We start from the raw sequence: 26,395 nt of genomic DNA on the forward strand, positions 1-26,395 counted from the left end.
CGCCGTCGTGCGGTGCACTGTTCCACACCCAGCGCGAGAGGTCGGCCGTGTTCGCCCACGGCGTAGCATTCACGGCCGCCGTTCAGGAAGGTGGGTCATAATCACCGCCGCACCACCCGCAACGGCCACCGGCCGACTAGGAGTTCCCCCATGCAGCGTCGCCCTCTCGCAGTCCTGTCCCTCGCCGTGCTGACCGCCGCCGCGCTCGCCGGGTGCACCTCCGGCGACTCGGATGAGCAGACCACGACGGCCGGGCCGACCACCGAGGGGGCTGCCCCCGAGCACGAGGGCTGGTTCTGCCGTCTCATCGAGGACGACGCCGTGAACGCCGCGACCGGCGGGCGGGCGGACGTGGCCCGCGAGGTCGAGGCGCTCTCCACCGAGGACGAGTTCCAGTGCGACGTCCTGGTCCCGACAGAGGACGGCGGGAGCGAGGTCGCGATGAGCCTGTCGATGCACCGGAACATCCCCGGCCTGGCCGACGAGCTGCTGGGCGAGGTGATGGGGATCGAGGGTGCGGTGGCGGGCCCCGAGCACCTGGGCGTCTCCTACATCGCCGACACCCTGGCCGTGTCCGTGGTGCCGTGCAACCCCCGGGGCGTCGAGCAGGATGACGCGGAGATCCCCTACGTGTTCGTCATGCGCGCACAGCTGGACACCGAGGGCAACGCGACGGACATGCTGGACGACTCCCTCACCCGCCTGGTGCGCGAGACGGACCAGAACTACGGCTGCAGCCCCAGCAAGATCCACCCGAAGGACCCCGGCGCCACCGCCCCGGCTGACGACGCGGGGGTCACGACCGCCCCCTGACGATCACCGCGGGACGATGACCGCGGGACGATGACCGCGGGCGGCGCCGCCCGCGTCAGCCGGCCTTCTTGGCCGTGGCCTTCTTCGTGGTGGACTTCTTCGCCGTCGACTTCTCTCCCGACGACGCCTTCTTGGCGGTGGACTTCTTCGCCGTCGACTTCTTCGAGGGGGACTTCTTCGCCGAGGACTTCCTGCCGGTCCCGCCCTCCTTGGCGGAGTCCGTGGACGAGTCCTCGCCACCCCCGGACTCGCCGCGGGCGGACTTGGCCCGGTCCACGCTGCGCTGCAGCGCGGCCAGGAGGTCGACGACCTCGCCCGACTCCTCCTCCTCGGCCTCCGGGGCCTCGGTGACCTCGCCACCCTCGATCTTGGACTTCACCAGCGCCTCGACCGCGATCTGGTAGTCGTCCTCGTGCTCCTCCAGCTCGAAGTCGCCGGCCATCGAGTCGACGAGCATCCGGGCCATCGCCACCTCGGAGTCCTTGGGCTCGGTGACCTCGTCGAGGTTGTTGAGCTGCCCGGCGTCCCGGACCTCGTCCGGCCACAGCAAGGTCTGCAGCACGATCGCCTCGTCGATCACCCGCAGCACCGCCATGGTCATCCGCGTCCGCACCGACACCGTCACCACGGCGACCCGCTCGCTCTCGCGCAGCGCCTCCCGGAGCAGGCCGTAGGCCTTGGCGCCCATCGCGTCCGGCTCGATGTAGTAGGCCTTGTCATAGAGGATCGGGTCGATCTGCTCGATGGGCACGAACCGCTCGACCGAGATCTCCTTGCTCGACCGGTTCGGCAGGGACGCAAAGTCCTCGTCGGTGAGGATGACCGACTTGCCGTCCTCGGTCTCGTAGGCCTTGGCGATCTCCTTGTACGGCACCTCCTCGCCATCGGCCTGCGCCACCCGCTTGTAGCGGATGCGGCTCCCGTCGGACCGCCTCACCTGATGAAAACTGAGGTCGTGGTTCTCGGTCGCGGAGTAGAGCCGGACGGGCACATTGACCAGCCCGAACGACACGGCACCCTTCCAGATTGCTCTCACTGTTACAGGATGGACCCATGAGACCCATGCTCGCCACCCAGGGACCCGCGTCCAGGGGCAGTTCCGGCGTGCCGCGGGGTGCCGAGTGGGCCCATGAGATCAAGTGGGACGGGATCCGGCTGATCGCCCGCGTCCGGGCCGGCGAGCTGCGCCTGACCACCCGCAGCGAGCGCGACGTGACCGTGGCCTTCCCCGAGCTCGCGGGGCTGACGGACCTGGGCCACGACCTGGTGCTGGACGGCGAGGCGGTGACCTTCGTCGACGGCGTGCCCTCGTTCAGCCAGCTCGTGGAGCGTGTGCACACCACCTCCGCGGCGAAGGCGCGGCTGCTCGCCTCGAGCCGCCCCACGACATACCTCGCCTTCGACCTGCTGGGGCTGGACGGGCTGGACCTGACCTCGCTCCCCTGGTCGGCCCGGAGGGCGGCGCTGGAGGAGATCCTCCCCGACCGGGCCCGCTGGCAGGTGTCCCCGCAGTATGCCGACGGGCAGGACCTCTTCCGCGCGACGGCGGAGCAGGGGCTGGAGGGGGTGGTCAGCAAGCGCGTCACCAGCACCTACCAGCAGGGGGTGCGGAGCCCCGACTGGCTGAAGTTCCCGCACCGGGCCACGGAGAGCGTCGTGATCGGCGGTTGGCGCCCGGAGACGGGCCGCGCCCGGCTCGGCTCCGTCCTCGTCGGGGCGCCGGTGGCGAACGGCCTGACCTTCCGGGGCCGGGTCGGGAGCGGACTGGCCGGCCGGGCGGGGGCACGGCTCGCCGAGCTGATCGCCGAGCTCCCCGTCGGCCCGTGCCCGTTCGTGGAGGAGGTGCCGCGCCTGGACCGGGAGGGCGCGACCTGGGTCGAGCCGAGCCTCGTGGTGGACGTCGCCTCGCTCGGCACCACACCCGGTGGCCGACTGCGGCAACCCGCCTACAAGGGCTGGCGCAGTGACCTGACGCCCGAGGACCTGACCGCTGGCGGGACGACACCTGTCGGGGAGGCCCCCGCGTCGGCCGACGGGACGGAGGCGTGATGGCGAGCGGCGAGGTCCAGCACGTCCAGGTGGCCGGTCGCACGGTCCGCGTCAGCAGCCTCGACAAGGTGATCTATCCGTCGACGGGCACCACCAAGGGCGAGGTCCTGTCCTACTACGTGCAGATCGCCGACCGGATCCTCCCCCGGCTGGCGGGCCGCCCGGTCACGCGGATCCGCTGGCCTCATGGGGTCGCCGGAGAAAGCTTCTTCGAGAAGAACCTGCCCAGCGGTGCACCCGACTGGCTGCCGCGGGTGACCATCAGCGGCCACGGCTCCCGCTCGGGCGGCGCGAGCGTGACCTACCCGCTCGTGGATGACCTGGCGGCGCTGGTCTATCTGGTCAACCTCGGCTCCCTTGAGCTGCACGTGCCCCAGTGGCGGGTGGACGACGAGGGCGTCCCGCACCCGCCGGACCGGCTCGTGATCGACCTGGACCCGGGTCCGGGCGCCGGGCTGGCCGAGTGTGCGCGCGTGGCGTTGCTGGTGGGTGAGCGGCTCTCCGCCGTCGGGTTGACCCCTGAGCCGGTCACCAGCGGCAGCAAGGGGATGCAGCTGTATGCCGAGCTCGACGGCGACCGCTCGTCCGACGAGGTCAGCATGGTCACCAAGGCACTCGCCCAGCAGCTCACCGAGCAGCACCCGGACCTGGTGCTGTGGCAGATGACCAAGGCCAAGAGACACGGCAAGGTCTTCCTCGACTGGTCCCAGAACAACGCCGCCAAGACGACGATCTGCCCCTACTCGCTCCGCGGCCGAGAGCGTCCCCACGTCGCCGCACCCCGCACCTGGGACGAGGTGGAGGACGCCGCCGCTGGTCGCGGCGAGCTCACCCAGCGCCCCTTCCACGAGCTGCTCTGACGTCGCTCGCAGCTCCCAAGCCGGCGGCGGTTCGTCCACCGACTGTGTGCGCAGCCCACGCGCTCAGCCACGCTCATCTTCGAGCGCCCAAGTCATCTTCGGGCTGGTTGCAACCGGCGTGAGGATACGTCGGGGCTCGAAGACGGAAGTGACAGGGGCAACACGGGCGGTGCCGGGGGCAGGCAGGCGGTCACGGGTACGGCGACGGGCGGTGGCTGCGACAAGCGCGCAGGCGACAGAAACAGCGCAGGGCCGGCGCGGACGTCGTGTCCGCGCCGGCCCTGTCAGCCGTGGCAGTGCTCAGTGAGCCGCTGCGTAGGCCTCCTGGAGGTCCTTGGAGACCCGCCCGCGGTCACTCACCTTGTAGCCGTTGTCGCGGCCCCACTCGCGGATCCGGGCCAGCTCGTCGCGGGAGGCCGCAGCCGAACCGCCGCGCCCGGAACGACGCGTCTGCCGACGCCCCCCGGAACGTCGGGCAACGCCGATCCACTGCGCGAACTCCTCACGCAGCTTGGCGGCATTGGCATCGGACAGGTCGACCTCGTAGGTCACACCGTCAAGAGCGAACTCAACTGTTTCGGTCGCTTCCCCGCCACTGAGGTCATCCACCAGAATCACCTGTACACGCTGTGCCATGTGTTCTCCTTTGTCATTGGGCCAAGGCCGCCCGCGGCGGCACGCAATAACGTACAGCCTATTGCGCCACATAACAAAGCGAAACTCGATTTTCACAATCCTTCTGAATGACGGATATCGCGAGTTCCTGAAAGCAGTCTGAGTCCGCCCCCTTCACTCGGGCGACGTGGAGTCCTGCGTCCCGCCCATCGCCTCGCGCTCAGCCTGCCAGCGCCGCTCCGCGGCCCGCTCTCGTCGATCCGCCTCAACAATGCGCTTCATGAGGAAGAAGAAGAGCAGCAACAACCCCACAGAGGGGATCAGCGCGGCCATGATCGGCCAGATGGTGTCCCACAGGGCCACGTCACACCTCCGGCTTCACGAAGGGAAAGAGGATGGTCTCGCGGATCCCGACACCCATCAGGAGCATCAGGACGCGATCGATCCCGAGGCCCAGGCCCCCCATCGGTGGGGCCGCGTGCTCCAGCGCACGCAGGAAGTCCTCGTCGAGCTGCATGGCCTCCGGGTCCCCCTGTGCCGCAAGCAAAGACTGGGCGGTGAGCCGCTCGCGCTGGATGACCGGGTCGATGAGCTCGGTGAAGGCGGTGCCGCGTTCCGTGCCGGCGATGATCAGGTCCCACGCCTCGATCAGCCCCGGGCTGTCGCGGTGCGGTCGGGCCAGCGGCTGGGCCACCGCCGGGAAGTCACAGACAAAGGTGGGCTGCACGATCGTCGGCTCCACAAGCTCACCAAAGAGCTCAAGGGCAATCTTGGGCCCGTCCCAGCCCTCGTCGATCGACACCTCGCGTTCCGCGGCGATCCGCACCAACTCATTAGTTTCGGTTTCAACATTAATGTCGGTGCCCAATGTCGAGGAAAGGGCGTCATAGAAGGCCAGCCACTGCCACTCGCCGTCGAGATTCACCACGCCCTGTGGCGTCTCGATCTGCCGTGAACCAAGGGCATCGGCGGCTGCCACGATCATCCGCCTGGTGAGGTCGGCCATGGACCACTGGTCGCCATAAGCCTGATATGCCTCGAGCATCGTGAACTCGGGACTGTGCGTGGAGTCGATGCCCTCGTTGCGGAAGACCCGGCCAATCTCATAGACCCGATCAATACCGCCGACGACAGCCCTCTTCAGGTGCAGTTCCAGGGCAATGCGCAACGTCATGGGCAGGTCAAAGGCATTCAGCCGCGTGTGGAAGGGACGCGCCGTCGCTCCACCGTGCACCGACTGGAGCACCGGGGTCTCGATCTCGATATAGCCATCACCCTCGAGGACCTGACGGATCGCCCGGGTCGCGGCGGCCCGCGAGACCACCATCGCCCGGGCCTCGTCCCGGACGATGAGGTCGACGTAGCGGCGGCGCACCCGCTCCTCCTCGGAGAGGTCCTTGTGCAGCACCGGCAGCGGCCGCAGCGCCTTGCTGGCCATCTGCCAGGACGTCGCCATCACCGACAGCTCCCCGCGGCGGCTGGAGATGACCCGGCCGTGGACGAAGACGTGGTCGCCGAGATCGACCAGCGACTTCCAGGACGTCAGCGACTCCTCCCCGACCTCGGCCAGGCTGATCATCACCTGCAGGCGGGTGCCGTCACCGGCCTGCAGACTGGCGAAACAGAGCTTGCCGGTGTTGCGCACGAAGACCACCCGGCCGGAGACGCCCACCTCGTCGGCGGTCTCCTCGCCGGTCTCCAGGTGCCCCCACTGCTCGCGGACCTGACCGATGGTGTGGGTCACCGGGACGCCCGGCGGGTAGGGGTCCTTGCCCTCCGCCAGCAACTGTGCCCGCTTGGCGGTGCGCACCCTGACCTGCTCGGGGACGTCAGCGGCCAGGTCGGCCTCGGGCACGGGGGCAGGGGTCTGGGTCACCGCTCCAGCGTACCCAGCGCGCCCGCCGGGACAGAGTCAGCAGCGTCCGACCCTCAGCCGCTCCCGCACGAGCGCACCACGGCTCCACCGCCCGAGGTGACGCACCTCACCATGGCAAAGCTCACCAGAGCGACACATCAGCATGGCAACGCTCACCAGAGCGAGAGGCCGCCCACCCGCTCCTCCAGGGCCAGCAGGGTCCGCTTGCGCTCGATGCCGCCGCCGTAGCCGGTGAGCTGCCCCGTCGAGCCGACGACCCGGTGGCACGGGACGACGATCGAGATCGGGTTGCGCCCGTTGGCCAGGCCGACCGCACGGGACGCGCCCGGGCTCCCCAAGCGGGCAGCCAGCTCGCCGTAGCTGCTCGTGGTGCCGTAGGGGATGGTCAGCAGCAGCGCCCACACCTGACGCTGGAAGTCGGTGCCCCGGGGTGCCAGCGGCAGGTCGAACTCGGTGCGCCCGCCCGTGAAGTATGCCGACAGCTGGGTGGCCGCGGACCGCAGCACCTCGGGTGCGTCACCCAGGACCACCCGGTCGCCCCAGCCCGTCCGGTCGGTGTGCCGGTGGACAGCCATGTAGACCCCGGTGAGGGCCGAGCCGTCACTCACCAGCGTGAGCTCCTCGATCGGGCTGTCGACCACGATGTGGTGGGTGTTGGGGCCGACCGGGGTCCGCCAGTGCACGTCGGGAGCCTGTGTCTCCATGGCACCGGGAGGCTGTGTCTCCATGACCCCATCGTGCACCAGGGCTCTGACAGTGACGGCAGACTGGCTCCCGTGACCTGGCGGCGATGGGACGTGATGTGGCAGGAGGCGCTCTATGGCCCCCGCGGCTTCTACCGCCGTGCGGCGCCCGCCGACCACTTCGCCACCTCGGCGCAGGGCCTCGGAACCGCGGGTGACCTGTTGGCAGAGGCGCTCGCCCGGCTCGCCGAGCGCCACGGGATCCGGCGCGTGGTCGAGGTCGCGGCCGGTCGGGGTGAGCTGCTCTCCGGCGTGGCACGGCACGCTCCAGACCTCGAGCTGCTCGGGGTCGAGGTGGTGGATCGGCCGGACGGGCTCCCTGCCCACCTCGACTGGCTCGTCTCCCCCGGCGGCGGGCGGCTCCCCGACGAGCTCACCGGCCTGACCGACACCCTGCTCGTGGCCCACGAGTGGCTGGACGTCGTACCCTGCCCCGTCGTCGCCCGGTCCGCCGCGGACCACCCGTGGCACCACGTGGAGGTGGACCGCACGGGCGCGGAGCGGACCGGCCCACCGGCGATCGGCGCCGACCTCGACTGGCTGGCGACGCACGTCCCCGACCACGTGGGGAGGGCCGAGGTCGGCCTCCCCCGGGACACGGCATACTCGGATCTGGTCTCCCGGGTCGACCGGGGGCTGGTCCTGGCCGTCGACTACGGCCACACCAGGGACACCAGGCCGCCGGGCGGCACGCTGACCGGCTACCGCGACGGCACCCAGGTGCCCCCGGTGCCGGACGGCTCGTGCGACCTGACCGCCCACGTCGCCATGGACTCCCTGGGCGCCGACCAGCTCCGCACCCAACGGGAGGCCCTGCACGAGCTCCTCGGCCCGGCCACGATCCCGCCGCACGATCTCGCGCGGACCCGGCCCACGGCATACCTGCACGGCCTGGCGCGGGCCAACGCCCTGGCGACGCTGACCGCGGCCACCGGCCTGGGCGGCTTCTGGTGGGCCACGTCGCGCCGCGGGAGGGAGCACCTCGGCTAGCGTGGGTGGGGTGTCGCACCACAAGACCACCCGGGACCTGGACATCGAGCTGGGAACGGCCGGGCTGACCACCACCGAGATGGTGCTCAACATCGGGCCGCAGCACCCCGCGACGCACGGCGTGCTGCGACTGCGGATCACCGCCGACGGCGAGCGCATCGTGGCGGCCGAGCCGATCGTCGGCTACATGCACCGCGGCGCGGAGAAGCTCTTCGAGGTGCGCGACTACCGCCAGATCATGGTGCTGGCCAACCGGCACGACTGGCTCTCGGCGTTCAGCAACGAGATCGGGGTCGCGCTGACCGTGGAGCACATGCTCGGCATGGAGGTCCCCGAGCGTGCCACCTGGACCCGCACCCTGCTGGCCGAGCTCAACCGGGTGCTCAACCACCTGATGTTCCTCGGGTCCTACCCGTTGGAGCTGGGGGCGATCACGCCGATCTTCTACGCCTTCCGCGAGCGGGAGGAGCTGCAGGCCGTCATGGAGGAGATCTCCGGCGGCCGGATGCACTACATGATCGCGCGCATCGGCGGTCTGCGGGAGGACATCCCCGACGGCTGGCTGGACCGCGTCGACGAGGCCGTGGAGGCGGTGCGCGGCCGGATGCCGGACCTGGAGGGGATGCTGGTCGACAACCCGATCCTGCGCGGGCGCACCGTGGGCGTGGGGGTGCTCAGTCTGGAGCAGGTCCGGCAGTATGGCGTGTCCGGGCCGATCGCGCGGGCGTCCGGTCTGGAGGTGGACCTGCGACGCGACGAGCCGTATCTCGCCTACGGCGAGCTGTTCGGGCCGGACGGTCCCGGTCGCGTGGTGACGCGGACGGCCGGCGACTGCTACGCCCGCCTGGAGGTCCTGCTGGAGCAGGTGCACGTCAGCCTCGACCTCGCCCGCCGATGCACGGAGGTGCTGCGCGGCCTGCCCGAGGGACCCATCGACGTCAAGCTGCCCAAGGTGCTGCGGGTGCCGGAGGGCGAGCACTACCTCGCCACGGAGAATCCCCTGGGGCTCAACGGCTACTACCTGGTGAGCCGAGGTGACAAGGTGCCCTGGCGGTTGAAGCTGCGGTCGGCGTCCTTCAACAACGTGCAGGTGCTCTCCGAGCTGCTGCCCGGTGCGGTGATCGGCGACATGGTCGCGATCCTGGGCTCGACGTTCTTCGTCGTCGGCGACATCGACAAGTAGAGACGGTCAGGACACGTAGGAGACGCCGCGGGGCGGCTCGTCGTCCTCGTCGTCGTGCTCCCCCGGGGGCAACCGGCACCAGTGTTGGGCCACGAGACCTGCGACGGCCAGCAGCAGTGCCACCCCGGCGCAGACGGCAGCCCGGATCATCATGCTGCGCACCGACGCGACGTCGGCGTTGGGCAGCTGGAGCAGGGCGATCGCGACATACCAACCGACGAGGGCACCCCCGCCGAGGGCGGAGGCCTGGGCCGCGACCAGCGTCCCCCGCGCGCGCTGCGGCGAGATCCGCTGCGGCACCCGGCCGTCGACACGGTCGGGACCCTTGCGGTACCTGGCGTAGCGGCGCACCTGCCACCCCGCCACCAGCACCAGCAGGATCAGCAGCACGAGCGGGCCGACCGCGATCCACGGCACCTCGGGCAGGTCGTTGCCCAGGGCACGCCAGCCGCGGAGCAGCAGCACGCAGACGAGCGTCGAGGCCACCGTCACGGCCGCGACCGCGCTCACGCGCACCCCGGTGAGGTCACCCACGGCCTCGCACCCCCTGGTCCGACACCGCAGGGAGCAGGTCGGCCACCGGCACGACGCCATCGCCGACGCGCAGCGTCGCGGTCTCCTCGAGCGCGTGCCAGGGCGCGAGCACGAAGCCGCGCTCGTGCGCCCGGGGGTGGGGCAGGGTCAGGTCGGGGTCGTCACTGACGACCTCCGAGGAGTCCCCCGGTGTCCCCACCTGGATCAGGTCCAGGTCGAGGGTTCGGGCCCCCCACCGGACCTCCCGGGTGCGCCCGAACTCCGCCTCAATGCCGTGCAGCGCCCCCAGCAGCCGCCACGGGGCGAGCGAGGTCCGCGCCAGGGCCACCGCATTGCTGTAGACCGGCTGCTCCGGACCGCCCACCGGGTCGGTCTCGACGGTGGGCGACACGCGCACGTCACGCAGTCCCGGGACCGCACGCAGCCGCTCGACGGCCCGCTCCAGGGTGTCGGCGGGATCGGCGCCAAGATTCGCACCGAGCGCGATGACGACCGGGACGTCGCGCTCACGACGCAGCGCCACGGTGACGTCGGCGAACGGCACCCCGACGGGCGCGTGCGGCTTGTGCAGGGTGACCTCGACGGCCTCCACCAGGGGCCGGGTCAGCACCGCGTCGGCGATCTGCGTGGCGACGGTCTCGATCAGGTCCTGTGACGGACCCTCCAGGAGTGCCACGGCGTCGGCGGCGACCTCGGCGTAGTTGACGGTGTGCCTCAGGTCGTCGCTGGCGCCGGCGCGGGACAGGTCGACCTCGAGGACCAGGTCGACCGAGAACTCCTGTCCCTCCTGCTTCTCGCTGGCCAGGACCCCGTGATGGCCGTATGCCGTCACGCCGGTCAGCGTGATCCGGTCCGGTCGGTGCAGGTCACCCATGCGACCCCGCCTCCCGGACGTGCTCCCAGACCGCGAGCGCGTCACGGGTGCTGGGCACGTCGTGAACGCGGACCGCCCACGCGCCCGCCTGGGCGGCGAGCAGGCTGGTCGCCGCGGTCGCGCTGTCGCGGTCCGTGGGCGGGGTCGGCTCCGCGTCCGGGCCGGCCTGGGGGTCGAGCCTGCCGAGGAACCGCTTGCGGCTGGTGCCGACCAGGACCGGGTAGCCCAGCCCGACCACCTGGTCGAGCCCGGCCAGCAGCTGCCAGTTGTGCCCGGCGTCCTTGCTGAACCCGAAGCCGGGGTCCAGGACGATCGACCCATGCCCGACCCCCGCCTCGAGCAGCCCGGTGACGCGCTGCCGGAGCTCGGCGATGACGTCGGTGACCACGTCGGCATACTGCGCCTCCAGGTCCATCTGCGCGGAGTGGGCACGCCAGTGCATCGCCACGAAGGGCACCCCCACGGAGGCGACGAGCGGAGCCATCTGCGGGTCCGCCAGCCCCCCGGACACGTCGTTGACGAGCTGGGCCCCTGCCTCCAGCGCCTGCGCCGCGACCCGCGAGCGCATCGTGTCGATCGAGACCCTGGCCCCCTGGTCCGCGAGGGCCCGCACGACACCGATGACGCGGGTCAGCTCCTCCTCCTCGGACGGCCGGGCGGCGCCGGGCCGGGTGGACTCCCCGCCGATGTCGAGCAGGTCGGCGCCCTGCTCCAGGAGCAGCTCGCCGTGCGCGATGGCCGCCTGCGGCTCGAACCAGCGGCCCCCGTCGCTGAAGGAGTCGGGGGTCACGTTGACCACCCCCATGATCAGGGGGCGGCGAGCGGGAGCCGCGGACGGCTCTGCGCCGGGCAGGGCGGGCGACACCGCGCGGGTCACCGCCCCCGGTCGGCGAGGATCAGGCTCATCGCCTCGGCCCGCGTCGCGGGGTTGGTGAGCTGTCCCCGCACGGCCGAGGTGATGGTCGTGGCGCCGGGCTTGCGGACCCCGCGCATCGACATACACAGGTGCTCGGCCTCGATGACCACGATCACGCCCCGGGGAGCCAGGTGCGCCTCGAGCGCCTCGGCGATCTGGGTGGTGAGACGCTCCTGCACCTGGGGCCGCCGGGCGTAGACCTCGACCAGCCGGCCGAGCTTGGACAGGCCGGTGACCCGGCCGTCGGCCCCGGGGATGTAGCCCACGTGGGCGACCCCGTGGAAGGGCACCAGGTGGTGCTCACAGGTGCTGTAGAGGGCGATGTCGCGCACCAGGACCATCTCGTCGTGGGCCACGTCGAAGGTGGCCGACAGGGCGGTCTCCGGATCCTGCCGGAGGCCCGCGAAGATCTCCTCGTAGGAGCGGGCGACCCGCGCCGGGGTCTCGCGCAGGCCCTCCCGGTCCGGGTCCTCACCGACCGCGATCAGGATCTCCCGGACCGCGGCCTCGATCCGGGCGTGGTCCACCTCAGCGCTCGCCACCGTCGACGTACCCGCCGTCGGGGATCTCGATCACCTCGGACGGCGGGTGCTCCCGGCCGTCGGTCTCGGGGTTGTGCCCGTTGGCCATCGCCCGTCGCTCGGCGTCGGTCATCACCGGGCCGGAGGTGTGGATGCCGCGGTGGTCGCTGCTGAGCCAGACCGGTCGCTCCGGACGCTTGTGGACGTCGGCGAAGAGGTCGGCCAGCGCCGCGGCGTTGAGCGTCTCCTTCTCCAGGAGCTCCAGGACCAGCCGGTCCAGGATGTGCCGGTTGTCGTTGAGGGCGTGCCACGCCTCGTCGTGCGCCGCCTCGATCAGCCGGCGCACCTCCTGGTCGACGACCCCGGCGAGGTCCTCGGAGTAGTCGCGCTCGTGACCCATGTCGCGGCCCAGGAAGACCTCACCGCCGCCGGAGCCCAGCTTGACGGCACCGATCCGCTCGCTCATGCCGAACTGGGTGACCATCTTGCGGGCCAGCCCGGTGGCCTTCTCGATGTCGTTGGAGGCCCCGGTGGTCGGGTCGTGGAAGACCATCTCCTCGGCGACCCGGCCGCCGAGCGCGTAGGCCAGCTGGTCCAGCAGCTCGTTGCGGGTCGTGGAGTACTTGTCGTCCGCCGGCAGCACCATGGTGTAGCCCAGGGCCCGGCCGCGCGGCAGGATCGTCACCTTGCTCACGGGATCGGTGTTGCGCATCGCCGCGGCCACCAGGGCGTGCCCGCCCTCGTGGTAGGCGGTGATCTTCTTCTCCTTGGCGCTCATCATCCGGCTGCGCTTCTGCGGTCCGGCCATGACGCGGTCGATGGCCTCGTCGAGGTGGTGGTCCTCGATGACCTTCTCGTTGCGGCGGGCGGTGAGCAGGGCGGCCTCGTTGAGCACGTTGGCCAGGTCGGCGCCGGAGAAGCCGGGGGTCCGGCGGGCCACGGCCATCAGGTCCACGGACTGGGCCAGCGGCTTGCTCTTGCTGTGCACCTGCAGGATGTGCAGTCGGCCGAGCATGTCGGGGGCCTCGACCGCGATCTGCCGGTCGAAGCGGCCCGGGCGCAGCAGCGCCGGGTCGAGGATGTCGGGGCGGTTGGTCGCCGCGATGAGGATGACGTTGGCGTGGGCGTCGAAGCCGTCCATCTCCACGAGCAGCTGGTTCAGCGTCTGCTCGCGCTCGTCGTGGCCGCCGCCCAGGCCGGCGCCGCGGTGCCGGCCGACGGCGTCGATCTCGTCGACGAAGATGATCGCCGGGGCGTTCTCCTTGGCCTGCTGGAACAGGTCGCGGACCCGGGAGGCGCCGACACCGACAAACATCTCGACGAAGTCGGATCCGGAGATCGTGTAGAACGGCACCCCGGCCTCACCGGCGACGGCGCGCGCCAGCAGGGTCTTGCCGGTGCCGGGCGGGCCGTAGAGCAGGACGCCCTTGGGGATCTTGGCGCCCACCTCGAGGAACTTGCGCGGCTCGGCGAGGAACTCCTTGATCTCGTGCAGCTCCTCGACGGCCTCGTCGGCGCCGGCCACGTCGGCGAAGGTGACCTTGGGCATGTCCTTGGAGGCGAGCTTGGCCTTGGACTTGCCGAACTGCATGACACCGCGCCCGCCGCCCTGCATGCGCGTCATCAGGAACAGGAACAGACCCAGGATCAGCAGCAGCGGGATGATCGTCATCAGCAGGGAGGCGAACCAGTTGCCCTGCTCGGGGTCGTCGGTGAAGGACTCGCTCGGCGGGTGCTCCTCGAACTCCTGGACCATCATGTCGCCCCGCGAGGGGACGTAGAAGGCCTGCACCCGGGTGGCGTCCTCGACCTCGTCGTTGCTGAAGGTCTCACCCTCCTTCAGCACCATGTCGACCCGGTCCGGCGTCAGGGTGGCCTCGGCCACCTTGTCACTCCGGATGAGCTCCATCGCCTCGGCGGTGTCGATGCGCTCGTAGGCGCTGGGCATCATCAGGGTGTACCACAGGAGGCCCAGACCGAGGATCATCAGGATCCACATCCAGGGTCCACGCGTGCGCTGTTTGGTCATCAACTGTCGGGGCGGGCGTGCCCCGGTCCTCCTGCTCGAATCATGGCCGTGTTCTGGTGCCGATAACGCGCCAGATCATCCCAGTGTTCCAGACGACGGGCCGTGCCTAGGAGTACACGTGTGGCGCGAGGGTGCCGACGACGCGCAGGTTGCGGTACTTCTCGGCGAAGTCGAGCCCGTAGCCGACGACGAACTCGTTGGGGATATCGAACCCGACGTAGCGCACGTCGATCTCCACCTTGGCGGCGTCGGGCTTGCGCAGCAGGGTGCAGATCTCGACGCTCGCGGGGCTGCGGGAGTCCAGGTTGGACCGGATCCAGCTCAGCGTGAGGCCGGAGTCGATGATGTCCTCGACGATCAGCACGTGGCGACCGGTGATGTCGGTGTCCAGGTCCTTGAGGATCCGCACCACACCGGAGGACTTGGTGCCCGACCCGTAGGACGAGACAGCCATCCAGTCCATCTCGGCGGTGCCGGGCAGCGCGCGCATCAGGTCGGCCATCACCACGACGGCGCCCTTCAGCACCCCGACCAGCAACACGTCCTTGTCCTCGTAGTCCGCCCAGATCTCGGCGGCCAGCTTGGCGAGCCGGTCCTGGATTTGCTCCTGGGACAACAGGACCTTCTCCAGGTCGGCAGCCATGTGCTCGGCGTCCACGTCGTCTCCTGTGCTCGGGGGTGGGCCGTGCCCAGCCTAAGGGCGTCCCTGCCGGTGTGCCTACAGCGGTGACCGACGCCGCCCTACAGGCGTGACCGACGCCGTCCTACAGGTGTGACCGACGCCGTCTCACAGCAGCGACACCAGGCCGCCCCGCCGGTGCAGCCGCAACCCGCCCGGCAGGTCGACCGGTCCCTGCCCCCGCCACCGGCTGACCAGGGCGTCCGCCGCCCGCAGGTGCTCCGCGGTGAGCGCCCCCGAGGGTGACCCGGAACGCAGGGCCAGCTCACGCCATACTCTCCGCCGGACCGCGACCGGCAGGTCGGCGAGGTGACTCGCCGACCAGGGTGGGTCACCAAGCTGCTCGTATGCCGTGCGCGCGGCGGCGTCGAGAGCGTCGGCGTCGTCGCGGAGCAGGTCCGCGGAGCGGGCCAGGGCGGCCGCGATGCCGGGACCGAGCTCGCGCTCCAGCACCGGCAGGACACGTCGGGCCCGCACGCGGGTGAACGCCTCGTCGGCGTTGTGGGGATCGGCCCACGGGGTCAGGCCCAGCGCGCGGCAGGTGCCCTCGGTGACGGCCCTCGGCACCGACAGGAAGGGTCGGACGATCTGCACGGAGGAGCCAGGCCGCGCGGTGCGGGCCACCGGCATCCCGGCCAGGGAGCGCGCCCCGGACCCGCGGGCCAGACCGAGCAGCACCTGCTCGGCCTGGTCGTCGCGGGTGTGGCCGAGCAGGACGACGGCCGCCCCGTGGCGCTCGGCGGCGTCCGTCAGGGCGGCGTGGCGCGCGTCCCGGGCCGCCGACTCCGGCCCCTCCCCGGTGCCGGCGACCGTGACGGGCACGATCTCCACGGGGGCGAGGCCAAGGCCCTGGCACTGTGCGGCGGCGTCCTGCGCAACCTGGGACGACCCCGCCTGCAGCCCGTGGTCCACGACCACGGCGCCGACCGTCCCGCCGGCCCGCGGCACGACGAAGCCGGCCGCGGCGGCGAGCGCCAGGGAGTCGGCACCGCCCGAGCAGCCCACGAGGACCGGGCGTCCCGTCAGCCCGAACGACTCCAGCGCACGCCGGACCGCGACGCGGGTCGCGGCGACGTCGGGCGCCGGGCCGGCCACGGACGGCTCAGCCGTGGACCCGGCGCAGCCAGGCGTCCGGGTCGGCGATCTCGATGGCGCGCGGGAGGGTCTCCGGCGACTCCCACACGCGGTTGAAGCCCTCGCGACCCACCTGGTCGGTGATGCTGCGCACGAAGACCGCCCCGTCGCGATACTGCTTCATCTTGGCGTCCAGCCCCAGCAGGCGCCGCAGCACGCGGTCGACCGACCCCGAGCCCTTGCGTCGCTGCTGGAACCGGCGGCGGATGGTGGCGACGGTTGGAATGACCGAGGGACCCACGTCGTCCATGATCACGTCGGCGTGGCCCTCCAGCAGTGACATGACGGCGGTGACCTCCGCCAGTCGCTCACGCTGCTCCGGCGTGGCCAGCACCTGGGTGATGTCGGTCTCGCCACGGACCACGCCCGGCAGCGCCGCGACGATCTCCTGGACCCGCTGGCCCAGCTGGTCGGACTCGGGGACCAGCTGGGTCCCGAGCTCCCGGGCCGCGTCCAGGATGTGCTGCCGCAGCCACGGGACCGCGGTGAACTGGACCCGGTGGGTCTCCTCGTGCAGGCAGACCCAGAGCCGGAAGTCGCTCGGGTCGACACCGAGGTCCCGCTCCACGGTGAGGATGTTGGGAGCCACCAGGAGGAGCCGGGGGGTGCTCTCGGGTGCCAGATCGAACTGGCCGAGCACCTTGGTGCTCATCCAGGCCAGCATCCCGGCGACCTCGGCACCGGTCACCCGGCCACCCACGAGCTGCGCGGTCGCGGAGGGCTGGTGCCCGGCCTTGGCCCGCTTCGCGACGACCTCGTCGAGCACGGGGGCCAGCATCGCCTTCATGGAGACGGCGTTGGCCGCGATCCACCCCGACCGGTCGACGATCAGCGGTGGCGGGGCACCCTCCGGGGCATGGAGCCCGCTGGTGTCCGCGACCGGCTGCACGGCCCGGGCCGCGGAGTCGCGCAGCTCGGCGACGAGTGCGTCAGCCTCCCCACGCGAGACGGCGGGTCCGGCCGGTGCCATCCGGCGACCGACCGCCGCGGCGAAGTCCCAGTCGACGTAGTCGGCCCCCCGGCGCGAGGTGTCCGCCGAGGCGCCGCCACCACTCGCCCTGGCGCCGTCACCCCTCGCCCCGGCGCCGTCACCCCTCGCCCCGGCGCCGTCACCGCTCGCCCCGGTGCCCGTCGAGGAGGTGGGGGTGGGCTCGCTCCGCTGCTCGTCCGTCATACTGCCAACCTAACGGCCCTCGCACCCAGGAGCAGTCCGTCGGCGCACGACCTCCCTCCTGTCGGCCCACCGGCGTAGCCTGCACAGGGTGAGCGGTGAGCCGCCCTTCCTCTCCCGGCCAGTGCACCCGGCGCTCCGCCCCTATGTCGGGTGGCTGGTCTCCTACGACCTGGACATGGGCCAGCCGGGCACGCACCGGGGCCTGCCCTCCACCGCCCTCACGCTGGTGCTCCCGGTGGGCGGCCAGCTCGAGGTCGGCTGGGCCGGTGTGCCGGCCTCGCGCGGCCGTTGGCAGGCCGGGGCGGGCGGGCTGCACTCGACGCCCGCCGAGATCCACCACGACGGCTGGCAGGCGGGCGTCCAGCTCTCGCTGACCACGGCCGGGGCGCGGGCCCTGCTCGGCGAGTCTGCGGCTGACCTGGCCCACGAGCTGGTCGACCTCGCCGACCTGCGTGGGAGCTCTTCCGTGCCGGGGCCCTGCCACCTGCCCGAGCGACTCCACGACGCCGCCACCTGGGCGCAGCGCCTGCTCATCGTGGAGTCGGCCCTGATCGCGGCCCTGGCCCGGCACGGCGCTGCCGGTCCGCGGTCCGAGGTCGGCCGGGCGCTCGCGTCGCTGACCCGCGGCGCGTCGGTGCGCAGCGTGGCCGATGACGTGGGGTGGAGCCGGCGCCACCTCGGCACTCAGGTCCGCGCGGAGGCCGGGCTGACCCCCAAGGAGTTCCAACGGGTGGCCCGCTTCGAGCGCTCCCACCGTCGCCTCCTGCACACGGCCCGGGCGGGCGCCGTCCACCTGGGAGCCCTCGCTGCCGACACCGGGTATGCCGACCAGGCCCACCTGACCAGGGAGTGGGGCCTCCTTGCGGGCTGCACGCCGCGCGCGTGGCTGCGGGCCGAGTTCGTATACCTTCAAGACCGGCCCGCGCTGCAGGATGATCCTGGTGAGGACGGCCACCACCGGTCCACGGACACCGGCCGTCCCTGACAACGAGGAGGTCCACCGTGGATGTCGGACTGTGGCAATCACTCACGTTCCGGGATGCCGACGCGGCGATGGGGTGGCTGAGCGCGATCGGCTTCCAGGAACGCGCCGTCTATCGCGACGAGAAGGACCCCTCGACGATCGTGCACGCGGAGCTCGTCTGGCCGAAGGGCGGCGGTCTCATGCTCGGTAGCTTCGCGGAGCAGCCCGACTGGCCGAAGCAGCCCGGCACGGGTGCCACCTACCTGGTGTGCGACGACTGCGACGAGGTCTTCCGCCGGGCCGTCGCAGCCGGGGCGACCGTGCTGCGCGAGCCAGCTGACCAGGACTACGGCGGACGGTCCGCCTCCGTGCAGGACGTCGAGGGCAATCTCTGGTCGATGGGCACCTACGCCGGGGAGTGACCGCTGCGTCGGTGACCAGCCGGCTGGCACTCAGCAGCCGCAGGCCGCCAGCTCCGCGACGACCGTGTCGAAGACCGACCTCGCCTCCAGCGCGGAGGTGCCGTCCCGACCGACCGCGTCGGCGATGAGGGCGTAGGCCAGGAGCCGTCCGTCCCGGGTCACGACGACGCCCGCGAGGGAGGTGACTCCCGGCAGCGAGCCGGTCTTGGCCCGGGCCACCCCGACCCCCGGCTCCTGGTGGTCGAGCGCGAAGCGGTCCCACAGCGTCCCGGAGTAGCCCGCGATCGGCATGCCGCCCAACGCGTCCTGCAGCTCGGGGTGACTGTTGTCGGCGCCCATCACCAGGAGGTCCCCGAGGACGCGCACCGGGATCGTCGTGCCGTCCGAGAGGCCCGAGACGTCGGCGAGTGCCACACCGGTCATGTCGATGCCGTAGTCGGCGACCTGTTGCACGACCCAGTCGCGAACAGAGACCGGGTCGCCGGCTGCCCCGTCGGCGATGGCCGCCTGGCGGGCGAGCTGCTCGACCATCGCGTTGTCGCTGCTCCGGATCGCCTCGTAGAGCACGTCACGCGCGGGCGCCGACTCCACCTCGGCCAACACCTCCGCGCCCTCCGGAGCAGCGAGCCGGGGAACCTCCGTGCGCGGGCCACCGCCGACACTGATCCCCCGCTCCTGCAGTGCGGCGCGGAACCGGATCGCGGTGGCCTGGGCCGGATCCCGCGGAGCGGGGTTGTATGGCGTGGCACGGTGCTCGGCCAGGCCCAGCATGGTGATCGGGCCGGTGAAGCCCTGGTCCAGCCAGAAGTCGGTCCATCCCTCCGGTCGGATCGGCCCCTGCGCGTAGCTGGTGTCGAGTCTCAGACGGACCGGTGACTCCTCGGTGCCGAGCCCCTGGTCGGTCAGGGCCTCCGCGGTCTGGTCGGCCAGGTCACCGAGCCCGGCGTGACCCTCCACGGCTGCCGGGTCGCCGACCCCCTCGGCGAGCATCATGTCGCCGCCGGCCACGAGGACGATCTGGTCCGCCTCCGGTCCGGTCATGACCCGCGTGGGGAACCGCTCGTCCATCGGGAGTGCCGTGACGATGGCGGCAGCCGCCAGCAACTTGGTCGTGGAGGCAGGTGTCAGCGCGCTGTCGACGTTCCGGTCGAGGAGGTGCTCGCCCGAGGCAACGTCCCGCACCGTGACCGCGACGTGCGCGTCGTCCCCCAGCCACTCGTCGCGCAGCTCGTCCTCCAGCTCGCCGGCGACGGCGGCCGGGGCGGCGGGCAAACCGCTGCTGACCGGCAGCAGGACCGGAGGCGGGTCCGGGGCCACCCGTGGTCGCACCTCGGCCTGGGCCTGGACGACGCCCGGCGAGGTCCCGGCATCCGCCGTGGTGGCCTGAACGACGCCCGGAGAGGTCCCGGCATCCGCCGTGGCGGCCGGCACGACCAGCCCCACCGACAGCAAGGCTGCCGCCACCCGGCGACGTCCGAACATGGGCCTGCTTTCTGCAAATCAGCGTTTGTGCGCGAAACTCTTGCCAGAAGAGTAAACGTCCCACCTCCGAATCGTTCTGACCACGAAGGGTTGACCTCATGCATTTCGACGTGACCATCGAGATCCCACAGGGGAGCCGCAACAAGTACGAGGTGGATCACGCGACGGGGCGGATTCGGCTGGACCGGATGCTGTTCACCGCCACTCGCTACCCGGCTGACTACGGCTACATCGAGGACACCCTGGGCGAGGACGGGGACCCGCTGGACGCCCTGGTGCTGCTGGACGAGCCCACCTGGCCCGGCTGCCTCGTCGCGGCACGTCCGATCGGCATGTTCCACATGCGAGACGAGGCCGGCGGTGACGACAAGATCATCTGCGTCCCGGCCGACGACCCCCGCAAGTCCAACATCCGCGAGCTCGAGCACATCGGCGACCACACCCGTCTGGAGATCCAGCACTTCTTCGAGGTCTACAAGGACCTCGAGCCCGGCAAGTCGGTGGAGGGCGCCCACTGGGCCGGGCGCGTCGAGGCCGAGCAGACCTACCACGAGGCGGTCCAGCGCGCCAAGGACGCCGGGCTGACCACCGCGCGCTGGTCCGGCCCGGGCAACCAGGGCCACTGACCTGACGGCTGACGCTGCCCCCGCGCTACCGCGCCACCGCGCCACCGGCGCCACTCACGCCACCCGTGCCTCGTGGGGAAGCCGGGGGTCGTCAGGGCGCACCAACCCTCCCCACGAGCGCCTGCGCACGGCGGAGCCGCACGTCATCTGGGATGGCGTCAGGGTCGGCCCGCCTGCGGCAGGATGCCGGAGACGTAGTACATGCTCGTGATCTTTGTGCCGCTCCAGGTGGACCAGTCGCGCAGGGAGTGGATCGCCTGCCCGTCACCGAGGTAGATCCCGACGTGGTAGATCCCAGCAGGCGTGCCGTCGTTGCTGTAGAACAGCAGGTCTCCGCGCTGGACCTCGCTGAGCGGGACCCTGCTGGTCTGCTGGTACTGAATCCGGCTCGAGTGCGTCAGGTAGACGCCGGCCTGGGCCCACGACATCTTGGTCAGCCCTGAGCAGTCGTAGCCCTCCGGGCCCTCTCCGCCCCAGATGTAGGGCTTGCCGATCTGCTCGTGCGCATACGCGATCGCGGTCTCGGCGCCGGGTGCCGGGGCGGGAGGAGCCGGCGGGGGCGGCGGAGGCACAGGCGCTGGCGGGGGCGTCGGAGTGGGGGTCGGAGTCGGCGTGGGCGTTGGAGTCGGCGTCGGCGTGGGAGTCGGCGTGGGAGTCGGCGTCGGCGTGGGAGTCGGGGTCGGCGCGGGAGTCGGGGTCGGCGTCGGGGTGGGCTTCGGCGTGGGCGTAGGAGTTGGGCTCGGGGTGGGTTCCGGCGCCGGCGGCGTGGGCGTGGGCGAAGGAGTCGGCTCCGGCGCAGGGGCCGGCGCAGGGGCAGGGACCTGGGTCGGGGCAGGGTCCTCCGGGATGCTCGGGTTCGCGTCGCCCGTGGGCACCGGCGCCGCAGCCTCTTCCTCGGCACGCCGCTCGGCCGCAGCCTGCTCCGCGGCAGCCTGCTCGGCCGCCAACTGCTCGATCCGGCGCTGCTCGGCCTCGGCGGCCAGCCGGTCGGCCTCCTCCTGCAGGTGCGTCTGGCGCGCCCGCTCCGTGTTCACCGAGACCTGGCGCAGACGGGAGAGCTCGACGAGCGTGGCTTCCCGCTCGGTGGCCAGGGCGGTGCTCTGCGCCTCGGCGTCCGCAAAGGCCTCGGCCGCCTCGTCCTCAGCCTCCTGGGCCCGGATCGCTGCCGCCTCAGCCTGCGCGGCGGCCAGGGCAGCTTCCCGCTCCAGTGCCTGTGCCGTGCCGGAGGCCACCGACGCATCCGTCATGTCCCGGGCACGGATGCGTCCGACGACCTCCAGGGAGCCCGCGCGCTCCAGCAGGTCCTGCGGACCCGCGGCGAGCAGCACCTCGATCGTCGACAACCCCCCAGACTTGTACGCCTCCGCGGCGTGACGACCGAGCACGCGATTGGCGGTGTCCGCCTCGGCACGTGCCGCTGCCGCTTCCTCTGCCAGGCGGTCGGCCTCTGCCTGCGCCGTCTCGGCCTCGTAGGTCGCCAGCGCAGAGGCCTCGGCGGCGACGGCGGCGGCCTGCTGGGCGGCGCGCAGCTGTTCGGTGTAGCCCAGCATGAGGGCGTCGAGCTCCGCGACCCGGCTCTCGGTGTCCACGACGAGCTGCTTGGCCCGCTGCACGTCCTCCTGCGAGGGGACGCGGTCCTCGGTCGCCGTGGCGGGCAGGGCCGAGGCGACCAGGACGGCAGCAGTGATCAGGGCGCCAAAGCGGGGGCGGTGTCCGGGGCGGGCCACAACATCTCACTTCCGTGTCAGGTGGCCACACGGGGCAACAAAGGAGGTGCGACCGGACCTGACGCTAAGCCCAAACTGCCCCATTGGAAACTCCAGTCACGCTTATTTCCGCTGGTCACAGCGGCAACACGGGCCTCATGAACAACACCCGATGAAACGTTCGAAATCACACTGATGTTTTTCAGCAGGTCACCATCACGCGGCCCAAAGACCCACGCAATTAGATCACCAGATAACGATGTGATAACGAAAGTCGGGGTGGCGGTATCGTGTGACCCTGAGGGTCCGTCCTACGGCTGCCGTGGGCCTGAGGGGCCCAACCATCCATCACATCCCAGGGGGAGACATGACTGCACCACCCGCCGGAACGTTCGACGCCCCAGACGGTGGCGTGTCCTACACCTACGAGCCCCCGACGCAGGGCAGCAAGAACCGCCCGGCCCTGCTCGTGGCCCTGGCTGTCGTCGCAGCCCTGGTCATCGGCGGCGGCGCCTGGGCCGTGACCCGGTCGCTGGGTGGCGGCGGCGACCAGCCCGCCAGCGCCCTGCCCGCTGACACGGCGGCCTACGTCCGACTCGACATCGACCCGGCCGTCGGCCAGAAGATCGCGGCCGTGCGGTTCTTCCAGGGGCTGGACGACGACGTCCTGGAGACCCTGCGCGACGACGACATCCGCGCGAAGGCCTTCGAGTGGATGGCCTCGGAGGATGAGGCGTTCGCGGCCGTCAACTACGAGGAGGACATCGAGCCGTGGCTCGGCGACCGCCTCGCCCTGGGCATCGTGCCCAACGGCAGCGACACGCCATACTTCGGGATCGCCCTGCAGGTCAAGGACGAGGACGCGGCCAACGAGGGGCTGACCAAGCTCCAGGAGGCGACCAACGCGACCGAGTCGGACCCGGCCGAGGGTCTGGACTGGTACTTCCACGGTGACTACGCGGTCCTGACTACCACCGGGACCGTCGGCACCATGCAGGACCTCACCGAGGCCGGCACCCTGGCCGACAAGGACACCTTCCGGGAGGACATGGGTGCGCTCGGCGACGAGGGTGTGCTGTCGGCGTGGGTCGACATCGAGCCGTTGGCCACGCTGGCCGACAGCCCCCTGGCCGAGCAGTCGCTCGACAACGCTGCCGCACTGGACCCGTCGGGCGCCCTGGGCAGTATGGCGGGCACGAGCCAGTTGGCCGAGCGGGCCGCCACCGGCCGCTTCGCGGCAGCGGTGCGCTTCTCCGAGGACTCCATCGAGGTCGGCGGGGTGACCCGCGGCATGGACGGTATCGGCGTCGAGGGCGGCGACAGCGGTCGCCTGGTGCTCGACCTGCCGGAGGACACCGTCGCGGCGTTCAGCCTGGAGCACGGCGACCAGTACGTCGCCCATGCCTATGAGCTGCTGAAGTCGGAGTTCCCGGACGACTTCGCCGAGGTGGAGGCGCAGGCCTCCGAGGCCGGCTTCACCATCCCGGGCGACATCCAGACTCTCGTGGGCTCCAGCCTCGTGCTCTCCGTCGGCCCCGGCATCCTCGGGCTCCAGGACGACCTCGAGGACTTCAACGCCTGGGAGATCGCCTACCGCACCGAGACCGACACGGACGCAGCCGAGGACCTGCTGACGCGCCTGTTCGAGATGACTGGCGAGCCGGAGATCCAGCAGTTCCTGACGCAGCGCTCCGACGACGGCGTGCTGACGCTGGGCGTCAGCCAGCCCTACGTCAACACGGTCGCCGAGGCCGGCAGCCTGGGCGACTTCGAGGCCTTCAAGTCGGCGGTCCCGAACGCCGCGGACGCGGACTCTGTGTTCTACGTCAACGTCAACACCTTCGAGCACCTCTACCTGGAGGAGATCGACGACTCCGAGGCACGCGAGGCCCTGGAGCTGCTGGGCGCCGTGGGCTACAGCGCCTCGAGCGACGCCGAGGGCAACGGCGACTTCACCTTCCGTCTGGTGGCCGACGACTGAGCATCACCAGCGGCTGAGCCACACCCAACCCTTCCTGACCCGCCGCAGGTCAGCACAGACCCCGTCACCGGTTTCACCGGTGGCGGGGTCTTCTGCCGATGTCGAGCAGCTCCGGCCACCGAAAGCAAACGGTCCCTGCCAGCGTTTCTGCTGGTCAGGGACCGTTCTTTGAGCCGCCTATCGGAATCGAACCGATGACCTATTCATTACGAGTGAATCGCTCTAGCCGACTGAGCTAAGGCGGCCTGCGCCCACCGAAAAGGGCGCCAAGGGAGGATAACCGATGGCGCGACGCCAGAGCGAATCGCCTCGGTGCTCCTGGCGAGGTGAACGAGCGCCACGACGCGATGCTCCGAGGTTTGTCAAGCGGTGGGGCCGGCGACGCCGGCAAAACCCGCGCCCTCCCGATGTCTTCGGGCGCCTCCCGGTTCTTCGGGCCGACTGCACAACCAGCCCGAGGATCACCAAGGCGCTCGAAGACGCCTGGGTGGGGCCGACAGCCGGTCACAGAGACCCGACCCCCAGGACACAACCACTCTCAAGGCTCGGCCGGGGGACGGCCTCGTCAGCAGGAGAGCCCGTCCTCCGGCACGGTCCCCTCGGTGAGGTAGGCGTCGACCGCGTCGTCGATGCAGTCGTTGGACCGGCCGTAGGCCGTGTGCCCGTCACCGTCGTAGGTCAGCAGGACCCCGGAGGACAGCGTGTCCGCCAGCGACACCGCCCACTCGTAGGGGGTCGCGGGGTCGCGCGTCGTCCCGATGACCACGATGGGTGCAGCACCCTCGCCGTCGTAGTCCTGCAGCACGGTCTGGGCCTCGACCGGCCAGTAGGCGCAGGCGCCCTCGCCCGCGAGGTAGCGCCCGAAGGTCGGGGCGACCTCTTCGAACTCCTCCAGCACCGCATCGGGGTCCAGGTCCGGCTCGGCCGCCCGGTCCAGACAGTTCACGGCCGTGATGGCCTGCATGCTGTTGCCGTCGTAGGTGCCGTCAGAGCTGCGGCCGGCGTAGATGTTGGCCAGGAGCATCAGCATGCTGGCGTCACCGTCCTGCGCGGACCGCAGCGCCGTCGTCAGGATCGGCCAGGCGGCCTCGTCATACATCGCGACGATGATGCCCAGCACCCCCCAGCCCTCCGTCAGCTCGCCCGCCGCGTCGTCCTCGAGCGGGATCGGGTTGGCGTCGAGCTCGTTGAGGAAGTCGGTGATGCCCGCCATGCCGGAGTCGACGTCCGAGCCGAGGGGGCAGTCACCGCCGTCGACGCAACTCTGGACGTACTCCCGCGTGGCCTGCTCGAAGCCGGCGGCCTGGCCGAGCCCCATGTCCAGACTGCTCATCGTGGGATCCACCGCGCCGTCGAGCACGAACCGGCCCACGTTGGCTGGGAAGAGCTCGGCGTAGGTGGCGCCGATGAACGTGCCGTAGGAGGCACCGAGGTAGTCGAGCTGGTCCTCCCCCAGCGCAGCCCTCAGGACGTCCATGTCGCGGGCCACCTCGACGGTGGAGACGAAGCCGAGCAGCTCGCCGGCGTTGTCCTCGCAGTGCGCGGCGAAGTCCATCAGCATCTCGGAGCTGGCCGCTTCCTCCGCGGCGTCATCCGGCGTGGGGTCGGAGCCGAGATAGACGTCCATCTGCGCGTCGTCGTAGCACTCGATCGGAGCCGAGCGAGCCACGCCGCGGGGATCGAAGCCGACGACGTCGTAGAACTCCCGGACATTGTCGGAGAGGACCAGGCCGGCCTGCTGGGCGTAGTCGACGCCCGATCCGCCGGGCCCACCGGGGTTGACCACCAGAGAGCCCTGCTTGCTGTCCCCGGCCGGCACACGCAGCAGCGCCAGCTCGATGGTCCCGCCGTCGGGCTCCTCGTAGTTGACCGGGACCGTCAGCGTGGCGCACTCACCGCCGTCACAGCCCTCCCAGGCCAGGTCCTGCTCGTAGAAGGTCTCCAGGCCGGCAGGCACCTCAGCGCCCGCGGTGCCCGGGTCGTCGCCGGTGCCGTTGGTGTCGTCGGCACCTGAGGTGCTGTCGCCGTCGTCGCTGCCGGTCCCCGCGTCGGGACTCTGGGTCCCGCCGTCCCCGGTGCGCGTGCCGTCGACCGGCTCGGTGGACGGGGCGCCGGTGCACCCCGCGACGAGCAGCGCCAGCACGGCCCCGCCCACCGCCAGCGGGCTGACTCGCCGCCGCATTCCGCCACGGGTCCCTACGCGCACTCTCCGGTCCTCTCCTCG

General features: G+C 71.2%; 25 protein-coding genes and 1 tRNA gene. 9 read left to right on the forward strand and 17 right to left on the reverse strand.

Going from position 1 to position 26,395, the window contains the following annotated elements; translation table 11 throughout:
• Window positions 1-150: 150 nt before the first annotated feature.
• Window positions 151-813, forward strand: coding sequence for a hypothetical protein (locus tag MWU75_RS16285; protein ID WP_247092833.1), 663 nt, complete (start codon window positions 151-153; stop codon window positions 811-813).
• 55 nt (window positions 814-868) lie between these two features.
• Here MWU75_RS16285 and MWU75_RS16290 read toward each other — a convergent pair whose 3' ends face one another.
• Window positions 869-1,849 carry a Ku protein gene (locus MWU75_RS16290; protein ID WP_247092835.1) on the reverse strand — a complete coding sequence of 327 codons (981 nt, stop codon included), beginning with the start codon at window positions 1,847-1,849 and terminating at the stop codon, window positions 869-871.
• 17 nt (window positions 1,850-1,866) lie between these two features.
• Here MWU75_RS16290 and ligD (MWU75_RS16295) point away from each other — a divergent pair, with 17 nt between their 5' ends.
• Both ligD (MWU75_RS16295) and ligD (MWU75_RS16300) read left to right on the forward strand, forming a co-directional pair.
• Window positions 1,867-2,862 (forward strand): non-homologous end-joining DNA ligase, encoded by a 996-nt coding sequence (ligD, locus tag MWU75_RS16295; RefSeq protein WP_247092837.1) that lies wholly within the window; start codon window positions 1,867-1,869, stop codon window positions 2,860-2,862.
• Entirely contained in the window at window positions 2,862-3,722 is an 861-nt protein-coding gene (gene ligD, locus MWU75_RS16300) for a non-homologous end-joining DNA ligase (protein WP_247092840.1), read from the forward strand. The genes ligD (MWU75_RS16295) and ligD (MWU75_RS16300) overlap by 1 nt, the downstream gene beginning before the upstream one ends.
• Before the next feature lie 300 nt (window positions 3,723-4,022).
• Here ligD (MWU75_RS16300) and MWU75_RS16305 read toward each other — a convergent pair whose 3' ends face one another.
• From MWU75_RS16305 to MWU75_RS16320, 4 genes are all read right to left on the reverse strand, one after another.
• Entirely contained in the window at window positions 4,023-4,358 is a 336-nt protein-coding gene (locus MWU75_RS16305) for an Lsr2 family protein (protein ID WP_247092842.1), read from the reverse strand.
• A gap of 153 nt (window positions 4,359-4,511) precedes the next feature.
• Window positions 4,512-4,700, reverse strand: a complete 189-nt coding sequence (locus MWU75_RS16310; RefSeq protein ID WP_247092844.1) for a lysyl-tRNA synthetase — start codon at window positions 4,698-4,700, stop codon at window positions 4,512-4,514.
• 1 nt (window position 4,701) lies between these two features.
• Complete coding sequence (gene lysS, locus MWU75_RS16315; RefSeq protein ID WP_247092846.1) at window positions 4,702-6,213, reverse strand: lysine--tRNA ligase; 1,512 nt, start codon at window positions 6,211-6,213, stop codon at window positions 4,702-4,704.
• A gap of 152 nt (window positions 6,214-6,365) precedes the next feature.
• The gene (locus tag MWU75_RS16320) at window positions 6,366-6,941 is read right to left on the reverse strand and encodes a methylated-DNA--[protein]-cysteine S-methyltransferase (protein WP_281497381.1); all 576 of its coding nucleotides are present in this window, start codon (window positions 6,939-6,941) and stop codon (window positions 6,366-6,368) included.
• 48 nt (window positions 6,942-6,989) lie between these two features.
• On the opposite strand from MWU75_RS16320, the gene MWU75_RS16325 reads away from it, so the two are divergent.
• Together MWU75_RS16325 and MWU75_RS16330 are read left to right on the forward strand one after the other, a co-directional pair.
• Window positions 6,990-7,946 carry an SAM-dependent methyltransferase gene (locus tag MWU75_RS16325; protein WP_247092848.1) on the forward strand — a complete coding sequence of 319 codons (957 nt, stop codon included), beginning with the start codon at window positions 6,990-6,992 and terminating at the stop codon, window positions 7,944-7,946.
• A 79-nt stretch (window positions 7,947-8,025) separates the two neighbouring features.
• Window positions 8,026-9,129 (forward strand): NADH-quinone oxidoreductase subunit D, encoded by a 1,104-nt coding sequence (locus tag MWU75_RS16330; protein ID WP_247092935.1) that lies wholly within the window; start codon window positions 8,026-8,028, stop codon window positions 9,127-9,129.
• Between the two features lie 6 nt (window positions 9,130-9,135).
• On the opposite strand, the gene MWU75_RS16335 is transcribed toward MWU75_RS16330, so the two are convergent.
• From MWU75_RS16335 to MWU75_RS16370, 8 genes are all read right to left on the reverse strand, one after another.
• On the reverse strand, window positions 9,136-9,663 hold the full coding sequence (locus MWU75_RS16335; RefSeq protein WP_247092851.1) for a DUF3180 domain-containing protein: 528 nt from the start codon (window positions 9,661-9,663) through the stop codon (window positions 9,136-9,138).
• Entirely contained in the window at window positions 9,656-10,537 is an 882-nt protein-coding gene (folK, locus tag MWU75_RS16340; protein WP_247092853.1) for a 2-amino-4-hydroxy-6-hydroxymethyldihydropteridine diphosphokinase, read from the reverse strand. Before folK ends, MWU75_RS16335 begins: the two co-directional genes overlap by 8 nt.
• The gene (gene folP / locus MWU75_RS16345; protein ID WP_247092937.1) at window positions 10,530-11,342 is read right to left on the reverse strand and encodes a dihydropteroate synthase; all 813 of its coding nucleotides are present in this window, start codon (window positions 11,340-11,342) and stop codon (window positions 10,530-10,532) included. The genes folK and folP overlap by 8 nt, the downstream gene beginning before the upstream one ends.
• Before the next feature lie 68 nt (window positions 11,343-11,410).
• Window positions 11,411-11,995 (reverse strand): GTP cyclohydrolase I FolE, encoded by a 585-nt coding sequence (gene folE / locus MWU75_RS16350; RefSeq protein ID WP_247092855.1) that lies wholly within the window; start codon window positions 11,993-11,995, stop codon window positions 11,411-11,413.
• Window positions 11,982-13,973, reverse strand: a complete 1,992-nt coding sequence (gene ftsH, locus MWU75_RS16355) for an ATP-dependent zinc metalloprotease FtsH (protein WP_247092857.1) — start codon at window positions 13,971-13,973, stop codon at window positions 11,982-11,984. Before ftsH ends, folE begins: the two co-directional genes overlap by 14 nt.
• A gap of 136 nt (window positions 13,974-14,109) precedes the next feature.
• Window positions 14,110-14,661, reverse strand: a complete 552-nt coding sequence (gene hpt / locus MWU75_RS16360; protein WP_247092866.1) for a hypoxanthine phosphoribosyltransferase — start codon at window positions 14,659-14,661, stop codon at window positions 14,110-14,112.
• A gap of 129 nt (window positions 14,662-14,790) precedes the next feature.
• Window positions 14,791-15,777: a tRNA lysidine(34) synthetase TilS gene (gene tilS / locus MWU75_RS16365; protein ID WP_247092875.1), complete on the reverse strand. Its 987-nt coding sequence runs from the start codon at window positions 15,775-15,777 to the stop codon at window positions 14,791-14,793.
• A gap of 7 nt (window positions 15,778-15,784) precedes the next feature.
• Window positions 15,785-16,990 carry a zinc-dependent metalloprotease gene (locus MWU75_RS16370; RefSeq protein WP_247092877.1) on the reverse strand — a complete coding sequence of 402 codons (1,206 nt, stop codon included), beginning with the start codon at window positions 16,988-16,990 and terminating at the stop codon, window positions 15,785-15,787.
• An 88-nt stretch (window positions 16,991-17,078) separates the two neighbouring features.
• On the opposite strand from MWU75_RS16370, the gene MWU75_RS16375 reads away from it, so the two are divergent.
• Both MWU75_RS16375 and MWU75_RS16380 read left to right on the forward strand, forming a co-directional pair.
• The gene (locus tag MWU75_RS16375) at window positions 17,079-17,975 is read left to right on the forward strand and encodes a helix-turn-helix domain-containing protein (RefSeq protein ID WP_247092879.1); all 897 of its coding nucleotides are present in this window, start codon (window positions 17,079-17,081) and stop codon (window positions 17,973-17,975) included.
• Between the two features lie 17 nt (window positions 17,976-17,992).
• Window positions 17,993-18,376 carry a VOC family protein gene (locus MWU75_RS16380; protein ID WP_247092881.1) on the forward strand — a complete coding sequence of 128 codons (384 nt, stop codon included), beginning with the start codon at window positions 17,993-17,995 and terminating at the stop codon, window positions 18,374-18,376.
• Window positions 18,377-18,406: 30 nt separating this feature from the next.
• On the opposite strand, the gene MWU75_RS16385 is transcribed toward MWU75_RS16380, so the two are convergent.
• Entirely contained in the window at window positions 18,407-19,858 is a 1,452-nt protein-coding gene (locus MWU75_RS16385) for a D-alanyl-D-alanine carboxypeptidase (RefSeq protein WP_247092883.1), read from the reverse strand.
• 98 nt (window positions 19,859-19,956) lie between these two features.
• Here MWU75_RS16385 and MWU75_RS16390 point away from each other — a divergent pair, with 98 nt between their 5' ends.
• Window positions 19,957-20,484, forward strand: coding sequence for an inorganic diphosphatase (locus MWU75_RS16390; protein ID WP_247092885.1), 528 nt, complete (start codon window positions 19,957-19,959; stop codon window positions 20,482-20,484).
• A gap of 158 nt (window positions 20,485-20,642) precedes the next feature.
• Here MWU75_RS16390 and MWU75_RS16395 read toward each other — a convergent pair whose 3' ends face one another.
• Window positions 20,643-22,211: a C40 family peptidase gene (locus tag MWU75_RS16395; RefSeq protein ID WP_247092887.1), complete on the reverse strand. Its 1,569-nt coding sequence runs from the start codon at window positions 22,209-22,211 to the stop codon at window positions 20,643-20,645.
• Between the two features lie 346 nt (window positions 22,212-22,557).
• On the opposite strand from MWU75_RS16395, the gene MWU75_RS16400 reads away from it, so the two are divergent.
• On the forward strand, window positions 22,558-24,171 hold the full coding sequence (locus MWU75_RS16400) for a DUF3352 domain-containing protein (protein ID WP_247092889.1): 1,614 nt from the start codon (window positions 22,558-22,560) through the stop codon (window positions 24,169-24,171).
• A gap of 171 nt (window positions 24,172-24,342) precedes the next feature.
• Here MWU75_RS16400 and MWU75_RS16405 read toward each other — a convergent pair.
• A tRNA-Thr gene (locus MWU75_RS16405) sits at window positions 24,343-24,416 on the reverse strand.
• Between the two features lie 320 nt (window positions 24,417-24,736).
• Window positions 24,737-26,353, reverse strand: a complete 1,617-nt coding sequence (locus tag MWU75_RS16410) for an alpha/beta hydrolase (RefSeq protein ID WP_247092891.1) — start codon at window positions 26,351-26,353, stop codon at window positions 24,737-24,739.
• Window positions 26,354-26,395: the final 42 nt, after the last annotated feature.

The organism is Ornithinimicrobium sp. F0845, assembly GCF_023015765.1.
Lineage (GTDB): Bacteria > Actinomycetota > Actinomycetes > Actinomycetales > Dermatophilaceae > Ornithinicoccus.